Below are 15,510 nucleotides of genomic sequence, written 5' to 3'. Positions count from 1 at the left end.
CGTGAAACCGTCAGCGCGCGGCGCCGGTGACCACCCAGCGGCCCGACCGGGAACGCAGCCACAGGGTCAGCATGCGTACGGTCATCATCAGCGTCATCGTGGCCCACAGCGCGGTGAGTCCGCCTCCGAGGACGGGCACCAGCAGGGCGGCCGGGGTGAACACGGCGAGCGTCACCAGCATGGCCCAGGCGAGGTACGGCCCGTCGCCCGCGCCCATCAGAACGCCGTCCAGGACGAAGACCACGCCGCAGATCGGCTGGGACAGTGCCACGATGATCAGGGCGGGCAACGCCGCGTCCTTCACGGCCGTGTCGCTGGTGAACAACGGAAGGAACACCGGCCGTGCCAGCACTACCAGCACGCCCAGGACGACGCCGACGGCAACGCCCCACTCGACCATGCGGCGGCACACGTCCCGCGCGCCCTGCGCGTCACCGGCCCCGAGATAGCGCCCGATGATCGCCTGCCCCGCGATGGCGATGGCGTCGAGGGCGAAGGCGAGCAGGCTCCACAGGGAGAGGATGATCTGGTGGGCCGCGATGTCGGAGTCGCCCAAGCGGGCGGCCACCGCCGTCGCGATCATCAGGATCGCCCGTAGCGAGAGCGTCCTCACCAGAAGCGGAGCGCCCGCCTGGGCCGACGCCCTGATCCCGGCCGCGTCGGGTCGCAGGGAGGCACCGTGCCGGTGTGCGCCTCGCAGCACCACGACCAGATAGACCACGGCCATGCCCCACTGGGCGATCACGGTGCCCCAGGCGGATCCGGCGATGCCGAGGCCGGCGCCGTAGACCAGGCCGATGTTGAGGAGGCCGTTGGCGACGAAGCCTGCGACGGCCACGTAGAGCGGGGTCCGGGTGTTCTGAAGTCCGCGGAGCACCCCGGTCGCCGCGAGCACGATCAGCATGGCCGGGATGCCGAGCGCCGAGATGCGCAGATAGGTGGTGGCGTAGGGGGCGGCGGTCTCGGAGGCGCCGAAGAGGTCGACGAGCGCGGGCGTCGTGGGGAGGACGGCGGTCATGACGGCGGCGCCGAGCAGCAAGGCCAGCCAGATGCCGTCCATGCCCTGCCGGATGGCGGCGGGAAGGTCGCCGGCGCCCACCCGTCGGGCGACTGCCGCCGTGGTGGCGTAGGCGAGGAAGACGAAGACGCTCACCGAGGTCACCAGAAGGGCCGACGCGACGCCGAGTCCGGCAAGCTGTGCCGTGCCGAGATGGCCGACGATGGCGCTGTCCGCCATCACGAACAGAGGCTCGGCGACGAGGGCGCCGAAAGCCGGGACGGCCAGCATGACGATCTCTCGGTCATGCCGGCGGCGGGCGGCCTGGGGGCGCGCGGGGGCCTGTGTCATGTGCACCAATGTAATCATCCACAGGTAAGAGATGCCAGCGCTTCGCACCCCTTACTTCGTGGCTCAGGGTGTGGGGTTGCGTACACCTGTTGAACGGATCTTGATCCTCGTGGGGAAGTTTTTCTTCTGCACAGCCGGTGGACGGTAAATACGCAGGTCAGGGTCGTCTTCACAGGGTGTTCGCGGGCTTGTTCACAGCGCTGTCCACCGGCTCGTGCACAGGTTTCGCGGAGTTCTCCACAGCTCTGGGCTCGTCGTCCACACGGCCTGTGGATAACCAGATTGGCTGACGGTGCCGACGGGCCTACGGTGGTCCGGCGCCTGCTCCGTCCACCGGTTTCGGAAACGTCACAAAACCGGCGTCCGACAAGCGGAGTTGGGCCCCCTTATTTGTCAGTGTCGTGCCGTAGAACTGAGAGGCACGGCGAGATCCGCTCCGGCGGACGGGAGGAGGTGGCTCGGTGAGCATTTCCGAGCCCTTGGACGACCCGTGGGCCGACAGCGGTCCCAGTGATCGTCTGCCCGCCTCCCGCCGCACGGGCGACCACGGCAGAGGACGCGACGAGCAGCACGAGCGCGGCCCGGACCGGGGCGTGTGGGACGGCGGAGGCTCCGCCTTCGAGCGGGTCCCGCCCCAGGACCTCGAGGCCGAGCAGTCCGTGCTGGGCGGCATGCTGCTGTCCAAGGACGCCATCGCCGACGTGGTGGAGATCCTCAAGGGCCACGACTTCTACAAACCGGCCCACGAGACGATCTACACCGCCATCCTCGACGTCTACGCCAAGGGCGAGCCGGCCGACCCGATCACGATCGCCGCGGAGCTGACCAAGCGCGGCGAGATCAACAAGGTGGGCGGGGCGTCGTACCTGCACACCCTCGTGCAGACGGTGCCCACGGCGGCCAACGCGGCGTACTACGCGGAGATCGTGCACGAGCGGGCGGTGCTGCGCCGGCTGGTCGAGGCGGGCACCCGCATCACCCAGATGGGATACGCGGCCGACGACGACGTCGACGAGATCGTCAACCGTGCCCAGGCGGAGATCTACGCCGTCACCGAGCAGCGCACCAGCGAGGACTACCTCCCGCTCGGCGACATCATGGAGGGCGCCCTCGACGAGATCGAGGCGATCGGGTCACGCAGCGGCGAGATGACGGGTGTGCCCACCGGGTTCACCGACTTCGACTCCCTCACCAACGGGCTGCACCCCGGTCAGATGATCGTCATCGCGGCGCGTCCCGCGATGGGCAAGTCGACGCTCGCGCTGGACTTCGCGCGAGCCGCGTCCATCAAGAACAACCTGCCCAGCGTCATCTTCTCGCTGGAGATGGGCCGCAACGAGATCGCGATGCGTCTGCTGTCCGCGGAGGCCCGCGTCGCCCTGCACCACATGCGGTCCGGCACGATGACCGACGAGGACTGGACCCGGCTGGCCCGGCGGATGCCGGACGTCTCGGCCGCCCCGCTCTACATCGACGACTCGCCGAACCTGTCGATGATGGAGATCCGCGCGAAGTGCCGGCGCCTGAAGCAGCGCAACGACCTGAAGCTGGTCGTCATCGACTACCTCCAGCTGATGCAGTCCGGTGGTTCCAAGCGGGCCGAGAGCCGGCAGCAGGAGGTTTCGGACATGTCCCGTAACCTCAAGCTGCTCGCCAAGGAGCTGGAGATCCCTGTCATCGCGCTGTCCCAGCTGAACCGTGGCCCCGAGCAGCGCACGGACAAGAAGCCGATGGTCTCCGACCTGCGTGAGTCGGGCTCCATCGAGCAGGACGCCGACATGGTCATCCTGCTGCACCGCGAGGACGCCTACGAGAAGGAGTCCCCGCGTGCGGGCGAGGCCGACCTGATCGTCGCCAAGCACCGCAACGGCCCGACAGCCACCATCACGGTCGCCTTCCAGGGCCACTACTCGCGTTTCGTGGACATGGCGCAGACCTGAGCGGCCTCATGGCACAGACTCAGCCGCGATCACACCGACGGAGCATGTGCCGTCGTTGCGAGGCGCCTGGTCGGGGTTTCCATCCCTCCGGGTGACAGACACTCGGGGTCGGTCGTCGAGGAGACGGCATCTACTGATCGGCCGATGCAGCGGCGCGACTGTGGCCGATGCAAACCTGGTGTGGTCACCGATGCTGTGCGGGCACACTGCGCGGATGGCTACTGATGTCGCCCGGTCGCCACAGGAGAGGGCCCTGCGTCATGTCGCGGCCCTGTCATCGGGAGGGCCGCTGAACCGAGGACTGCGGCTGACGATGAACTTCCACCCCGACCGCATGGTGGGCGGCCGCCCGATCCTGCTCAAGATGGCGGAGGACGGAACATACCGGTCGCAGTTCGTGACGGGCACCAGCAATGGAGGACTGACCGCTTACCCGGGCGGGGACAGATGGCGCTGGGAGAACCGCATCTTCGGAGGGGCCTACGACCACGCCGCCGCCGGCGACCGCCCCGTTTACGGAGCGCTGAACTACCGGCGGGACGCTGTCGGCGGGGCACCTCGATTCGGCTGCTCGCACTTCAGGCTCACGGTCGAGACCCTCGCGCGAGCCACGTTCTGCTACCCGGACAGCTCCACCGACCCCTCGGCGTTCGGAGTTGCCAACCGCTTTTCGCTCCTTGAACTGGCCGAGGCCGACGGCCTGGACGCCCTGGACGGCCACATCGAAGCGCAGATTCATGGGCCGGTCAGGTTCGACCGCGACGTAGAAGCCCTGGTGTTGGACCCCAGCTATCGCGGCACGGCCGTGGAGGACATGGCCCGACGACTCCCGTTGGCCATTGAGTGGCATCCCGGCTTCCGACTTGCTGTGGATCACCTGCGACGCCATCCGGACTACCGCGGCCAGGAGTACGTCGATCTGGGCGCCGAGATCGCGGTCGACGGCTGGCTTGATCCTCGGATCATTGGTGACGCTGCCCGCACAGACAGCTACGAGCCACAGGCGCTCAAGAGGGTCTGGCACTGCCTGGCGCGCTTCGGCTCACCACATCGCACGAACGCTGAAGCGCGGGACCCGGTTCCGGCCTGTTGTTCCCTTGGACCGACGAGCCGATGACCTGCAGTCATCAAGTACTGCACACCGATCGATGCGACCGCAGCCCTTCACACCCGGCGCAGAGTTCGTCCGGGGTCGCCACCCGGGCGAGGTGGCGCCCTCGCGCGCTTCGCACGGACCCGCCGCGACCTCTACGACCGGCACAGCGAGGAGCTGTGGGACTACGCCCTGTCCAGCCGGCTGCGTGCCGTCGTCCACGCCTGTGTGCCGCTGACCGAGGCGGCCCGGGCGCACGAGATCATCGAGGCACGCGCCAACCCGGCAAGGTCGTCCTGGTGCCCTGACACCACTCGGGCGCGTCGGCCGGACGTACCTGCTGAACTGGTGGCATGACGTCACCTCAGGAAGAACTGCTGCCGGGCACCCGGCGGGCGCTGCTGCACCGGATCGCCGTCGCGCAGAGCGAAGGGCGGGCGCCGTCACTCGTCGCGGCCGTTGTGCGGGGCGGAAGGATGGTGTGGAGCGGGGCCCGGACCTCGGTGGAGGGAGAGGTCCCGGACGGCGACGTCCAGTACCGGATCGGTTCGATCACCAAGACCTTCACCGCCGTCCTGGTGCTGCGGCTCCGGGACGAAGGGCTGCTCGACCTCGCCGACCCCCTGGAGAAGCACCTGCCGGGCACCGGCGTGGGAGAGGTGACCCTCCTCGACCTGCTCGCGCACCGCGCCGGACTCGCCGCCGAGACACCCGGGCCCTGGTGGGAGCGGACCCCCGGCTCCCTGCGTCCCCAACTCGCCGACGTCCTGGGCGAGCGCCCCCTGGTGCACCCGGTGGGCCGGCGCTTCCACTATTCGAACCCCGGATACGCGCTGCTCGGCGCGCTGGTCGAGAAGCTGCGCGGGGCACCGTGGGAGAAGGTCCTCCGGCGGGAGGTGCTCGAACCTCTGGGGCTGCACCGCACGACGGTGGAGCCGGTGGCCGCGCACGCAGGCGGCTGGGCCGTGCATCCCTGGGCCGACGTGATGCGGCCCGAGCCGCTGGAGAACCTGGGCGTGATGGCCCCCGCCGGGCAGCTGTGGTCCACCACCGACGACCTGGCCCGCTTCGCGGCCTTCCTGGCCGCGGGGGACGACCGGGTGCTGAGCGCCGAGTCGGTGCGGGAGATGCGGACGCCTGCGGCGCCGGCCGAGGCGGCGGACGTGGCCGACGGCTACGCGTACGGCCTGGGGCTGGAGTTGCGCCATCAGCACGGCAGGGCGCTCGTCGGGCACACCGGCTCGCTCCCGGGGTTCCTCGCCTGCCTGACGATGGGTCTCGCGGACGACGTCAGCGCGGTGGTCCTCGCCAACTGCACGTCCGGTCCCGCACCGTTCACGGTCGCCGCGGACCTGGTGCGGATCGTCGCCGAGGCGGAACCGTGTCTTCCCGCACCCTGGCGCCCGCTCCGGGAGGCCGACTCCGCCGTACTCGACCTGGTGGGGCAGTGGTACTGGGGGACGAACGCCTTCGGGCTGCGGCTGTCGGCCGACGGGCTGCTCGCGCTGGAGGCGCTCTCCGGGAAGGGGCGGCGTTCACGCTTCCGGCCGGACGGTGACGGAGGCTGGGTGGGGCTCGAGGGCTACTACGCCGGGGAAGTGCTGACGCCCGTACGGCGGCCGGACGGCACGGTCAGCCACCTCGACCTCGGTTCGTTCGTGTTCACCCGGCAGCCGTACGAGGAGGGCGCTCCGGTGCCCGGCGGCGTGGACGCGGAAGGGTGGCGGGGCATCCTGTAATCGGCCCGTCGTCCGCAGGCAAGCGGCTGTGTTTCACATGAAACACAGCCGCTTCGTCACAACGCCATCTTGAAGCCGACGTGGGACGCCGTGAAACCGAGCCGCTCGTAGAACCGATGGGCGTCGGTGCGGGTGTTGTCCGAAGTCAGCTGGACCAGATGGCAGCCCTCGCGTCGGGAGGTGTCGATCGCCCACTCCATCAGCCGGCTGCCCAGGCCGCCGCCGCGTTCGTCCGCGTGGATACGCACGCCTTCGATGACCGACCGTGTGGCGCCACGGCGGGAGAGCCCGGGAATGATCGTGAGCTGGAGCGTCCCGACGACCCGCCCCTCCCGGACGGCCACGACCAGGTGCTGGTGGGGATCGCTGCGCAGCCGCTCCAGCGCGGTCAGGTAGGGCGTGAGGTCGTCCGGCGACTCACGTTGCGCGCCCAGCGGGTCGTCCGCCAGCAGGGCGACGATCGCAGGGACGTCGTCGGCGGTCGCGGGTTGTATCTCGAGATCTCCCATGCCCGCACCCTATGCGGGCACCGGCGCCTTGAGCGTCTCCACGACCAGGACCAGCGGGGCGAGGTCGGGGTTCTTCGCCGCCTCGTCGAGCGCCTCGCGCAGCGCGGTGTCGTTGGTGGGCCGCGCCTCCTCCAGCAGCGTGAGTCCGGCCTCGGTGACGTCGGTGTAGATACCGCGCCGGTCGGTGGGGCAGAGGTACCGCTCCAGCAGACCGCGGTCCTCGAGCCGGGTGACCAGCCGTGTGGTGGCGCTCTGGCTGAGCACGACCGCGTCGGCGACCTGCTTCATCTGCAGATGGCCGCCCTCACCGGCGTGCTGCCGGCTCAACACGTCGAGCAGGGAGTACTCCCGCACGCTCAGATCGTGCCGGGACTGCAGGGCGCGCTCGATGTGGGACTCGATCCTCCCGTGCAGCAGCGAGAGAGCGCACCAGCCCTGGGCAAGGGCGGTGAGCGCGGGATCCGTGGCTGTCATGGGGCGATTCCTCCGTCCAGCAGCGTCTGCCACCAGGGTAGAGCACGAACGCAATAGCCCGCGCTTGCAAATATCCCGCGTCTGCAACTATTGTCGGGTCTCGCTAAGCGCTCCTGCAATCTCTGGAAGGTCTGTGCCCTCATGCCTCTTGCGCTTCTGGCCCTCGCGATCGGGGCCTTCGGGATCGGCACCACCGAGTTCGTGATCATGGGCTTGCTGCCCGAGGTCGCGGGCGACTTCGGTGTCTCCATCCCCACGGCCGGTTATCTGGTGACCGGCTACGCCCTGGGTGTCATGTTCGGCGCCCCCTTGATGACCGTGCTCGGCACCAAGATCTCCCGCAAGCGCATGCTGATGCTGCTGATGGGCCTCTTCGTCGTCGGCAACCTGCTCTCGGCGCTGGCCCCCACCTTCGGTCTCATGCTGGCCGGACGGGTGGTCGCCTCCCTGGCACACGGCGCCTTCTTCGGCATCGGCTCCGTGGTCGCCGCCGACCTGGTCGCCCCCGACAAGCGGGCCGGCGCCATCTCGCTGATGTTCACCGGACTCACCGTCGCCAACGTCGTCGGCGTGCCGCTGGGCACCCTGGTCGGCCAGTCCGTCGGCTGGCGCGTCACCTTCGGCATCGTCGCCGCGCTCGGTGTGGTCGGCCTGCTGGGCGTCGCCAGGCTGGTGCCCGACATGCCCAAGCCCGTGGGCGTGCGGCTGCGCCACGAGCTGGCCGCCCTGAAGAACGTGCAGGTCCTCCTCGCCATGGCGATGACCGTGCTCGGCTTCGGCGGCGTCTTCGCGGCGATCACCTACATCGCGCCGATGATGACGCACGTCACGGGCTTCGCCGACGGCTCCGTCACCTGGCTGCTGGTGCTGTTCGGTCTCGGCATGGTGGGCGGCAACCTCGTCGGCGGCACATACGCCGACCGCGCCCTGATGCCCATGCTGTACGTGTCCCTCGGGGCCCTCGCCGCCGTCCTGGCGCTGTTCACCCTGACCGCCCACGACAAGATCGCCGCGGCCGTCACCATCACTCTCGTCGGCGCCCTCGGCTTCGCCACCGTCCCTCCGCTGCAGAAGCGGGTCCTGGACCACGCGCACGGCGCGCCCACCCTGGCCTCGGCCCTCAACATCGGCGCCTTCAACCTGGGCAACGCGCTGTCCGCCTGGCTGGGCGGCCTCGTGATCGCCGCCGGGTTCGGCTACACCGCTCCCAACTGGGTGGGCGCCGTCCTCGCCGCGGCCGCCCTGGCGCTCGCCGTCCTCTCGTCCGGTCTCGAGCGCTGCGAGCGCGTGACCGGCACGCCGGTCGCCGACGGAATCCTTGCCGAGCGGCCGACCGCCGTCACGCACTGAGCCGCGGCGCCTCCGGGCGCGGGGCCAGGGCCGCCCCCGCGCCCGCCGATCCCCCTCCCGTCCGTCACCACGGACACCGCACCCACCGCAAGGAGAACCACCTCATGACCACCACCGCCGTCGCCCCGCTGACCACCGCGGACGCCGAAGCGCTCGTCGGCGCCGCGGTCGAGGCCGCCGAGAAGGCCAGGGTCACCGTCAGCGTCACCGTCCTCGACGCCGGCGGGCACCTGCTCGCCTTCCGCCGGGACGACCGGGCCGTGCTCATCTCCGGTGAGACCAGCACACGCAAGGCCTACACCGCGCTCCAGCTGAACACGCCCACCGCCGAGCTGGTCGACGCCGTGCAGCCCGGCGGCCTCTTCCACACGCTGCCCACCGCCCTCGACCGGCCCCTGCTCTTCATCGCCGGAGGCGTGCCCGTACGGCGTGACGGCCGGCTGATCGGCGCCGTCGGCGTCGGCGGCGGCGCCCCGGAGCAGGACCACGGTTTCGCCACCGCCGCCGTGGAGTCCCTCGCCTGACCACGGACGGGCGTCCCCTCCGGTACGGCGCACCGCACGGCGACGCCGGTCCCGCAGCCCGCGGGACCGGCGTCGCCGTCCGTGCACACTGTCAGGCGGCCGCCACCGTCACCGGGGCGAACCGCCGGTTCCAGTCCCCCGGCAGATCCGTGATCCCGTAGGTCATGACGGCGTTGGAAGCGACCGGCGCGAGGCCGTGCTCCTTCACCCAGTCCAGCAGGTCGCGGTGCCGGACGTCGATGTCCGTGCGCAGCGGCCGGTGGGTGTGGGCGGCCAGGGAGGCGATGAGCGCCTGGGCGGTCGCCGTGTCCCTGGCGATCAGCGGTCCCACGACATGGGTGTCCATGTTGGGCCAGGCGGCGGCGTAGCCGATGATCCGTCCGTCCTCCTCGGCCACCCGCAGCTGGTCGGCGAAGGCGGGCAGGCGGGTCACGATGTGGGTCCGGTCCGTGCCGAACACCTCCTCGTCGAGCCGCAGGATCGCGGGGAGGTCGTCGGCCGTGGCCGTGCGGGTCAGGACGTCCGGCCTGCCGGACGGGACGAAGCGGCCCCGCACCATCTCGGCCTGCCCGGTGACCTTGAAGCCGAGCTCCTCGTAGAGGGGCCGGCCCAGGGGCGTGGCGTGCAGGGTGAGGGGAGTGGTGCCCGCCTCCTCGACGACGTGGCGCATCAGCCGGCGTCCGAGGCCCTGACGGGAGTGGCGCTCCGCGACGAGCACCATGCCCACGGCCGCGAGGGAGGGCCGCTCACGGGGCCCGTACTCGGTGACGACGCAGGCGGCCGCCAGACCGCCGTCGGGGGCGTCGACGCCGTGGCCGCGTCCGGCCGCGAGAAGGAGACCCCACTTGTGCTCCTCCCGGGGCCACCCCCGATCCTCGGACAGGTCGGCGCAGGCGGTGAGATCGCGGAGCGTCAGACGGCGGATGGGCAGGGAGTCGAGAGAAGGTGTCGGCACGCAGGTCAGGCTGTCCGACCGGAGCGGTCGCCGTCCACCTGTTTCCGCAGATGCGTACGTGCTTTTGGCCATCCCGTCCAGGCCGGGATCAGCCCAGGTCGGAGGCGTGCAGCGCACGCACGCCCTCGATGTTGCCGTCGAGGTAGTGGCGCAGGGACAGCGGTACGAGGTGGACGGAGGCGATGCCGACCCGGGTGAAGGGCACGCGCACGATCTCGTACTCGCCCGCGGGTTCCTCGACCTCCGGGCCGTGCCGCAGGGACGGGTCCATGGACTCCAGGCGGCAGACGAAGAAGTGCTGGACCTTCACGCCGGTGGAGCCCTCGTCCTCGCCGATGTGCTCCACGGTGTCCACGAAGCACGGCACCACGTCGGTGATCTTGGCGCCGAGCTCCTCGTACACCTCGCGGTGCAGGGCGTGAACGACGGTTGGGTCCTCCGGCTCGACCCCGCCGCCGGGGGTGACCCAGTAGGGGTCCACGCCGGGCTTGGTGCGCTTGATCAGGATCAGATGATCGCCGTCCAGCAGAACGGCTCGGGCGGTGCGCTTGACCACGGGTCGGACGGTCATGGGGGAAATGTGGCCCAGCTGGTTCCACGTGAAACATGACCGGACGCCCGTGTTCCGGCCGCGGGGACGCCGGGCCGTGTGAGTCTCCCGTCAGCACCAGTCGGCGGCCGCCCGCTCCAGCCACTCGTGGGCCCGAGCGATGTGCGGCATCGCCAGCGTGCCGGTGCGGACGGCCAGGAAGTAGGTGCGCAGCGGAGGCACCGCCGGTTCGTGCAGGGCCACCACCTCGCCGCGCTCCAGCGCGCCCGCGACCAGATAGCGGGGCAGCACGGCGAGGCCCGCCCCGGCCGTTGCACACGCCAGCACGGCCCGCAGGTCGGGGACGATCACCGTGCCGGGGCAGACCGGACGGGAGCCGAACACGGAGGCCCAGTAGCGGGCGACGAAGGGCAGCGACTCGTGCACCTCCACGACCGGGACCCGCTCCAGGGCGGCCGGGCCGGTCCGGCAGAGCGAGCCGGCACCGATCTGCTCCGCCCGGTGCGGGGCGGCGACCAGGACGTGCTCCTCGTCGCAGAGCGCCGTCGCCGTGAGCAGCGCGCCGCGCGGCCGGACGGTGCTGATGGCGAGGTCGTGGTGTCCTGCGGCGAGCCCTTCGAGGACCTCGTCGGCGGTGCCGAAGGAGGCGCGCAGCGCGAAGCCCTGGCCGTCCTCGCCGGTCAGCTCCGTGAGCGCGGGCAGCGCCCGCTCGGCGGTGAATTCGGGAGGCCCGGCGAGATGCAGGGTGCGTAAGGAGGAGTCCTCCTCCAGCCCGGACTCGGCTATCTCCACCAGCGCGTCCAGGTGGGGCGCCGCCTTGTGGGCGAGCTCGTCGCCGATCGTCGTCGGCGTCACCCCGCGCGCCTGCCGCAGGAACAGGGGCCGTCCCACCTGCCGTTCCAGGGTTCTGATCTGTGAGGTGACGGCCGGCTGCGAGAGGCCCAGCAGGGCAGCCGCGCGCGTGAAGGAACCGGCCCGGTGCACGGTCACGAAGGTCCGCAGCAAGGCCAGATCCACGATGCGCACCCCTCCCTCGCCGGCCCGCCCGCACACCGGACGGGGCCAACTATAAATATGTCGATAGGTCGCTGTCGTTACTGTGATTGGACACTGACACTGAGTCAACTAGCCTAAGTCGCGCGGTTCTTCGCGCGCAGAACCGAGGACGGTCCGAGCCACGAGGGGGGAGGCTCGGACCGTCCGCAGGGGGTGTCGTCCGTGGGACGTCCGGGTCAGCCCGCCGTCGCGTCCAGCGCCCGCAGCACGTCCGCGATCAGGTCCTCCGGGTCCTCGGCGCCCACGGAGAAGCGGACGAAGCCCTCCGGCACCGCGTCCCCGCCCCAGCGGCCGCGCCGCTCCGCCGTGGACCGCACACCGCCGAAGCTCGTCGCGTCGTCCACGAGCCGCAGGGCGTCGAGGAAACGGTCCGCCCGGTCGCGGGACGGCAGGGTGAACGACACCACGCAGCCGTAACGGCGCATCTGCTGCGACGCGATCTTGTGCGCGGGGTCGTCGGGGAGCCCCGGGTACCGCAGGCCCGTGACCTCCGGCCGCTCCCGCAGCGCCTCGGCGAGCCGCAGCGCGGTGGCGTTCTGCCGCTCCACGCGCAGCTGCAGGGTGGCGATCGACCGGTGCGCGAGCCACGCCTCCATCGGTCCCGGGATGGCGCCGACGATCTTGCGCCAGCGCCGGACCGCGGCCATCGCCTCCGCGTCCCGGCCGGCGACGTACCCGAGGAGCACGTCGCCGTGACCGGTCAGCTGCTTGGTGCCGCTGGCCACCGCGAAGTCCGCGCCGAGCTCCAGCGGGCGCTGGCCCAGCGGCGTCGCCAGGGTGTTGTCGACGGCGACCAGGGCCCCCTGCGCGTGGGCCGCGTCGGCGAGCCGCCGCACGTCGCACACGTCGAGACCGGGGTTCGAGGGCGTCTCGATCCACAGCAGCTTCGCGCCCTCCAGCACCTCCAGCTGGGCGTCGCCGCCGGTCGGCGCGGTGCGCACCTCGATGCCGTACGCCTCCAGCTGGGCCCGCGCCAGCGGCAGCGCCTGGTAGCCGTCGTCGGGCAGGACGACCGCGTCCCCCGCGCGGAGCTGGGAGAACAGCACCGCCGAGATCGCGGCCATGCCCGAGGCGAACACGAGCGTCTCGACGTCGTCCCGCCCCGGCGCCTCCAGCTCGCCGACGGCCTGCTCCAGCAGGGTCCACGTCGGGTTCTCGTCCCGGCCGTAGGTGTACGGGCCGGTGGGGTCGCCCGGCAGATGGAAATGGGCCGCGAACACCGGCCCGGGCAGCGTCGGCTCGTGCTTCACCGGCTCGGGCAGCCCGGCCCGTACCGCACGGGTGCCGTCGCCCGGCCCGTCCGTGCCTCTCGTCGTGTCGCTCATGCCGCCCGTCCTTCCACGTGCTCGCGTACCGCGGCGAGCAGCCCACGGCTCGCCGCCTCCACCATCTCAAGACACGCGTCGAAACCCTCGGGACCCCCGTAGTACGGGTCGGGCACGTCGAGGTCCTCGCCGGCGGCCGGGTCGTACGAGCGCAACAGCCGCACCTTCTCCGCGTCCCGCTCCGTGGGGGCCAGACGGCGCAGCGCCCTGAGATGACCGGCGTCCAGGGCGACCACGAGATCGAGACGGCCGAACCAGGACGGGTCGAACTGCCGGGCGGTGTGCTCGGCGTCGTAGCCGTTCTCCCGCAGCACGGCGACGGTGCGGGGGTCCGCGCCCTCGCCCTCGTGCCAGCCGCCGGTGCCGGCGCTGTCGACCTCGACCCGCTCCTCCAGTCCGGCCTCGGCCACGCGCGCGCGGAAGACGAACTCGGCCATCGGGGAGCGGCAGATGTTGCCGGTGCAGACGAAGCAGACGCGGTAGGTCATGGTGGTCAGTCCCCGTCGGGCAGGACGACGTTCAGGGCCCAGGAGACCACGGAGATGATCAGACCGCCCAGGACGGCCGTCCAGAAGCCCTCCACGTGGAAGCTCAGGTCGAGCTGGTCGGCGAGCCAGGAGGTGAGCAGCAGCATCAGGGCGTTCACCACCAGGGTGAACAGGCCCAGGGTCAGGATGAGCAGCGGCAGGCTCAGCAGCTTGACCACCGGCTTGACCAGGAAGTTCACCACGCCGAAGATCAGCGCGACGAGGAACAGCGTGCCTATCTCCTTGCCGGTGCTGTCCCCGGTCAGGGTGATCTTGTCGAGCAGCCAGACCGCGACCGCGAGGGCTCCCGCGTTGGCGATCGTCTTGACTAGGAAATTCTTCATGTGTCTGATCGTGACAGACAGCATCGTGACCGGGCAGTAAGGGCAGGGGCGGGACCCGTGAAGGCATTCAGGCTGGACGAACTCGAGGCGGAGCGAGCCGCGAACGACGGCGCGTATCTGCAGTTCCTGCGGGAACGGAACATGTCGGTCGGCCTCTACGCCCTGGACGCGGGCGCCCAGGACCCGCAGCAGCCGCACGGCCAGGACGAGGTGTACTTCGTGGTCAGCGGCCGCGCCTCGATCACCGTCGGCGAGGAGACCACGCAGGTGGCGCGCGGCAGCGTCGTCTACGTGCCGGCCGGGGTGCCGCACAAGTTCCACCACATCAGCGAGGACCTGCGGGTCCTGGTGGTCTTCTCTCCCCCGGAGAGCTGAGGCCCGGCCTCGGGGTTCCCTAGGGGACGGGTCAGGGGAGGACAAGGGATCCGAGGCCCCCGCCGGAACCCCGGCCGCCCTAGCATCGGGTGCAGGACATCATCGACAGGACCCGGCAGGCAGCGGGCGGAGAGGTAAGGACAAGGCCATGCGAGAGATCTTCACGGGACTGCCGTGGTGGGTGAAGTGGATCGCGGTGCCGGTCATCGCCCTGGTGGTGTTCGGCGGCCTGATCGCGAGCGTGGTCGGTTTCGTCATCGGCCTGCTCTTCAAGGCGCTGGTCTTCGTCGCCCTGGTCGGCGGACTGATCTACCTGGTGCGGAAGTTCACGGCGAGCTCCTCCTCGCGCGACTGGTGAGCGGGCGGGAACCGGCGGGGCGGTAACAGGAAGCGCCGGTTCCCTCGGGTGGGGGAAGTTTCCGCGCAGGGCCTCCTGCGTGCGGCGACGTCCGGTTAGAGTCCGGAACTCGACGCGGGGCCGGTCCCCGCGAGCGGCGACCCACCACCCGTGTTCCCCGCACGGGCTGCCCCCTCGCGTTACGGGAGTGACCCTTGGCCACGACTGGCACCGCCCCCGCCCCTCGGACCACGGTCCCCTCGCAGCCCCGTTCGCCGGCGCGGCCCGCCTCTCCCGCCGGCGCGACCCTCATCGGCTCCGTCCAGCGCGCGATGCGCCTGCTGGAGACCGTCGCCGCCCACGACCAGGGCGCCCCGGCCAAACAGCTCGCCCGGGAGACAGGGCTGGCGCTCCCCACGGCGTACCACCTGCTGCGCACCCTGGTGCATGAGGGCTATCTGCGCCGCGACCGCGGACTGTTCTTCCTCGGGGAGGCCGCCGAGCGGCTCAGCAGCAGCGGAGCCCAGCAGAAACGTCGCAGCACGGTCGCCGACACCCTCGCCCGCTGGCGGGACGCGGTGGGCGTCCCCGTCTATTACGCGGTGTACCGCGACGGCGAGATCGGTCTGGTCGGTGTGGCCGACACCCCGGCCAACCCGGCCGTCGAGGAGTGGGCCGACTTCCGGGAGACCGCGCACGCCCATGCCCTCGGCCAGTGTCTGCTCGCGCAGCTGGACGACGCGGCCCGGCGGGACCACCTCGACCGCCACCCGGTGCGGCCGGTCACCCCGTACACCGTGCGCGACGCCGCGAGCCTGCTGCGGCGCCTGGAACGGGCCCAGGAGACAGACCTGGTGATTGAGCGTCAGGAGTACGCGCTGGGCACGGTGTGCGCCGCGATCCCCCTCCAGGTCGGCGCCATGGCGGCCACGGTGGCCGTCTCGCTGCCCGTGCACCAGGCCGACCGGCTCCTTCCGACGGTCCAGCGGCTCCAGGCGGAAATGCGCTGTCTGCTCGGCTCGCTCGCGCTGTCTATCAGCATCTGAAAACTCACTCCTTGTGAT

17 protein-coding genes are annotated in these 15,510 nt (G+C 71.0%); 8 read left to right on the top strand and 9 right to left on the bottom strand.

All coding sequences use genetic code 11. From position 1 onward, the window contains the following. Positions 1-10: 10 nt before the first annotated feature. Positions 11-1,348 (bottom strand): MATE family efflux transporter, encoded by a 1,338-nt coding sequence (locus CCN29_RS00295; protein WP_031018154.1) that lies wholly within the window; start codon positions 1,346-1,348, stop codon positions 11-13. A 461-nt stretch (positions 1,349-1,809) separates the two neighbouring features. On the opposite strand from CCN29_RS00295, the gene dnaB reads away from it, so the two are divergent. The 3 genes from dnaB (at position 1,810) to CCN29_RS00280 (ending at position 6,120) form a co-directional block, all read left to right on the top strand. After that, entirely contained in the window at positions 1,810-3,288 is a 1,479-nt protein-coding gene (dnaB, locus tag CCN29_RS00290) for a replicative DNA helicase (RefSeq protein WP_006134047.1), read from the top strand. Between the two features lie 214 nt (positions 3,289-3,502). Further along, entirely contained in the window at positions 3,503-4,405 is a 903-nt protein-coding gene (locus tag CCN29_RS00285) for a DUF3626 domain-containing protein (RefSeq protein ID WP_100247960.1), read from the top strand. Positions 4,406-4,734: 329 nt separating this feature from the next. Next, complete coding sequence (locus CCN29_RS00280) at positions 4,735-6,120, top strand: serine hydrolase domain-containing protein (protein WP_086679441.1); 1,386 nt, start codon at positions 4,735-4,737, stop codon at positions 6,118-6,120. Between the two features lie 56 nt (positions 6,121-6,176). Here CCN29_RS00280 and CCN29_RS00275 read toward each other — a convergent pair whose 3' ends face one another. Both CCN29_RS00275 and CCN29_RS00270 read right to left on the bottom strand, forming a co-directional pair. Further along, a complete protein-coding gene (locus CCN29_RS00275) occupies positions 6,177-6,629 on the bottom strand; it encodes a GNAT family N-acetyltransferase (RefSeq protein WP_031018160.1) in 453 nt (150 codons plus the stop codon). A gap of 9 nt (positions 6,630-6,638) precedes the next feature. Beyond that, positions 6,639-7,103 (bottom strand): MarR family winged helix-turn-helix transcriptional regulator, encoded by a 465-nt coding sequence (locus CCN29_RS00270; protein WP_086679439.1) that lies wholly within the window; start codon positions 7,101-7,103, stop codon positions 6,639-6,641. 141 nt (positions 7,104-7,244) lie between these two features. Here CCN29_RS00270 and CCN29_RS00265 point away from each other — a divergent pair, with 141 nt between their 5' ends. Both CCN29_RS00265 and CCN29_RS00260 read left to right on the top strand, forming a co-directional pair. Beyond that, a complete protein-coding gene (locus CCN29_RS00265; protein ID WP_086679437.1) occupies positions 7,245-8,453 on the top strand; it encodes an MFS transporter in 1,209 nt (402 codons plus the stop codon). Between the two features lie 104 nt (positions 8,454-8,557). Further along, positions 8,558-8,977, top strand: a complete 420-nt coding sequence (locus CCN29_RS00260) for a GlcG/HbpS family heme-binding protein (protein ID WP_006134041.1) — start codon at positions 8,558-8,560, stop codon at positions 8,975-8,977. A gap of 91 nt (positions 8,978-9,068) precedes the next feature. Here the strand turns inward: CCN29_RS00260 and CCN29_RS00255 are convergent, their stop codons facing one another. From CCN29_RS00255 to CCN29_RS00230, 6 genes are all read right to left on the bottom strand, one after another. Next, positions 9,069-9,932, bottom strand: a complete 864-nt coding sequence (locus CCN29_RS00255) for a GNAT family N-acetyltransferase (protein WP_006134040.1) — start codon at positions 9,930-9,932, stop codon at positions 9,069-9,071. 88 nt (positions 9,933-10,020) lie between these two features. Continuing rightward, positions 10,021-10,503, bottom strand: a complete 483-nt coding sequence (locus CCN29_RS00250) for an NUDIX domain-containing protein (protein WP_006134039.1) — start codon at positions 10,501-10,503, stop codon at positions 10,021-10,023. A gap of 90 nt (positions 10,504-10,593) precedes the next feature. Further along, positions 10,594-11,499, bottom strand: coding sequence for a LysR family transcriptional regulator (locus tag CCN29_RS00245; protein WP_006134038.1), 906 nt, complete (start codon positions 11,497-11,499; stop codon positions 10,594-10,596). Between the two features lie 215 nt (positions 11,500-11,714). After that, entirely contained in the window at positions 11,715-12,863 is a 1,149-nt protein-coding gene (locus CCN29_RS00240) for a cystathionine gamma-lyase (RefSeq protein WP_086679435.1), read from the bottom strand. Next, entirely contained in the window at positions 12,860-13,351 is a 492-nt protein-coding gene (locus tag CCN29_RS00235; protein WP_006134036.1) for a low molecular weight protein-tyrosine-phosphatase, read from the bottom strand. Before CCN29_RS00235 ends, CCN29_RS00240 begins: the two co-directional genes overlap by 4 nt. Before the next feature lie 5 nt (positions 13,352-13,356). Next, positions 13,357-13,734, bottom strand: coding sequence for a phage holin family protein (locus CCN29_RS00230; RefSeq protein WP_006134035.1), 378 nt, complete (start codon positions 13,732-13,734; stop codon positions 13,357-13,359). Between the two features lie 57 nt (positions 13,735-13,791). Here CCN29_RS00230 and CCN29_RS00225 point away from each other — a divergent pair, with 57 nt between their 5' ends. The 3 genes from CCN29_RS00225 (at position 13,792) to CCN29_RS00215 (ending at position 15,492) form a co-directional block, all read left to right on the top strand. Continuing rightward, complete coding sequence (locus tag CCN29_RS00225) at positions 13,792-14,109, top strand: cupin domain-containing protein (protein WP_006134034.1); 318 nt, start codon at positions 13,792-13,794, stop codon at positions 14,107-14,109. A 148-nt stretch (positions 14,110-14,257) separates the two neighbouring features. After that, positions 14,258-14,467, top strand: a complete 210-nt coding sequence (locus tag CCN29_RS00220) for a DUF5326 family protein (RefSeq protein WP_006134033.1) — start codon at positions 14,258-14,260, stop codon at positions 14,465-14,467. A gap of 194 nt (positions 14,468-14,661) precedes the next feature. Then, positions 14,662-15,492, top strand: a complete 831-nt coding sequence (locus CCN29_RS00215) for an IclR family transcriptional regulator (RefSeq protein WP_031018172.1) — start codon at positions 14,662-14,664, stop codon at positions 15,490-15,492. Positions 15,493-15,510: the final 18 nt, after the last annotated feature.

This window comes from Streptomyces pseudogriseolus, from assembly GCA_002154585.1.
In the GTDB taxonomy this organism is placed as follows: domain Bacteria; phylum Actinomycetota; class Actinomycetes; order Streptomycetales; family Streptomycetaceae; genus Streptomyces; species Streptomyces pseudogriseolus.
Note: the sequence above shows the minus strand (reverse complement) of the source record. Positions and strands in the feature narration are given on the sequence as shown.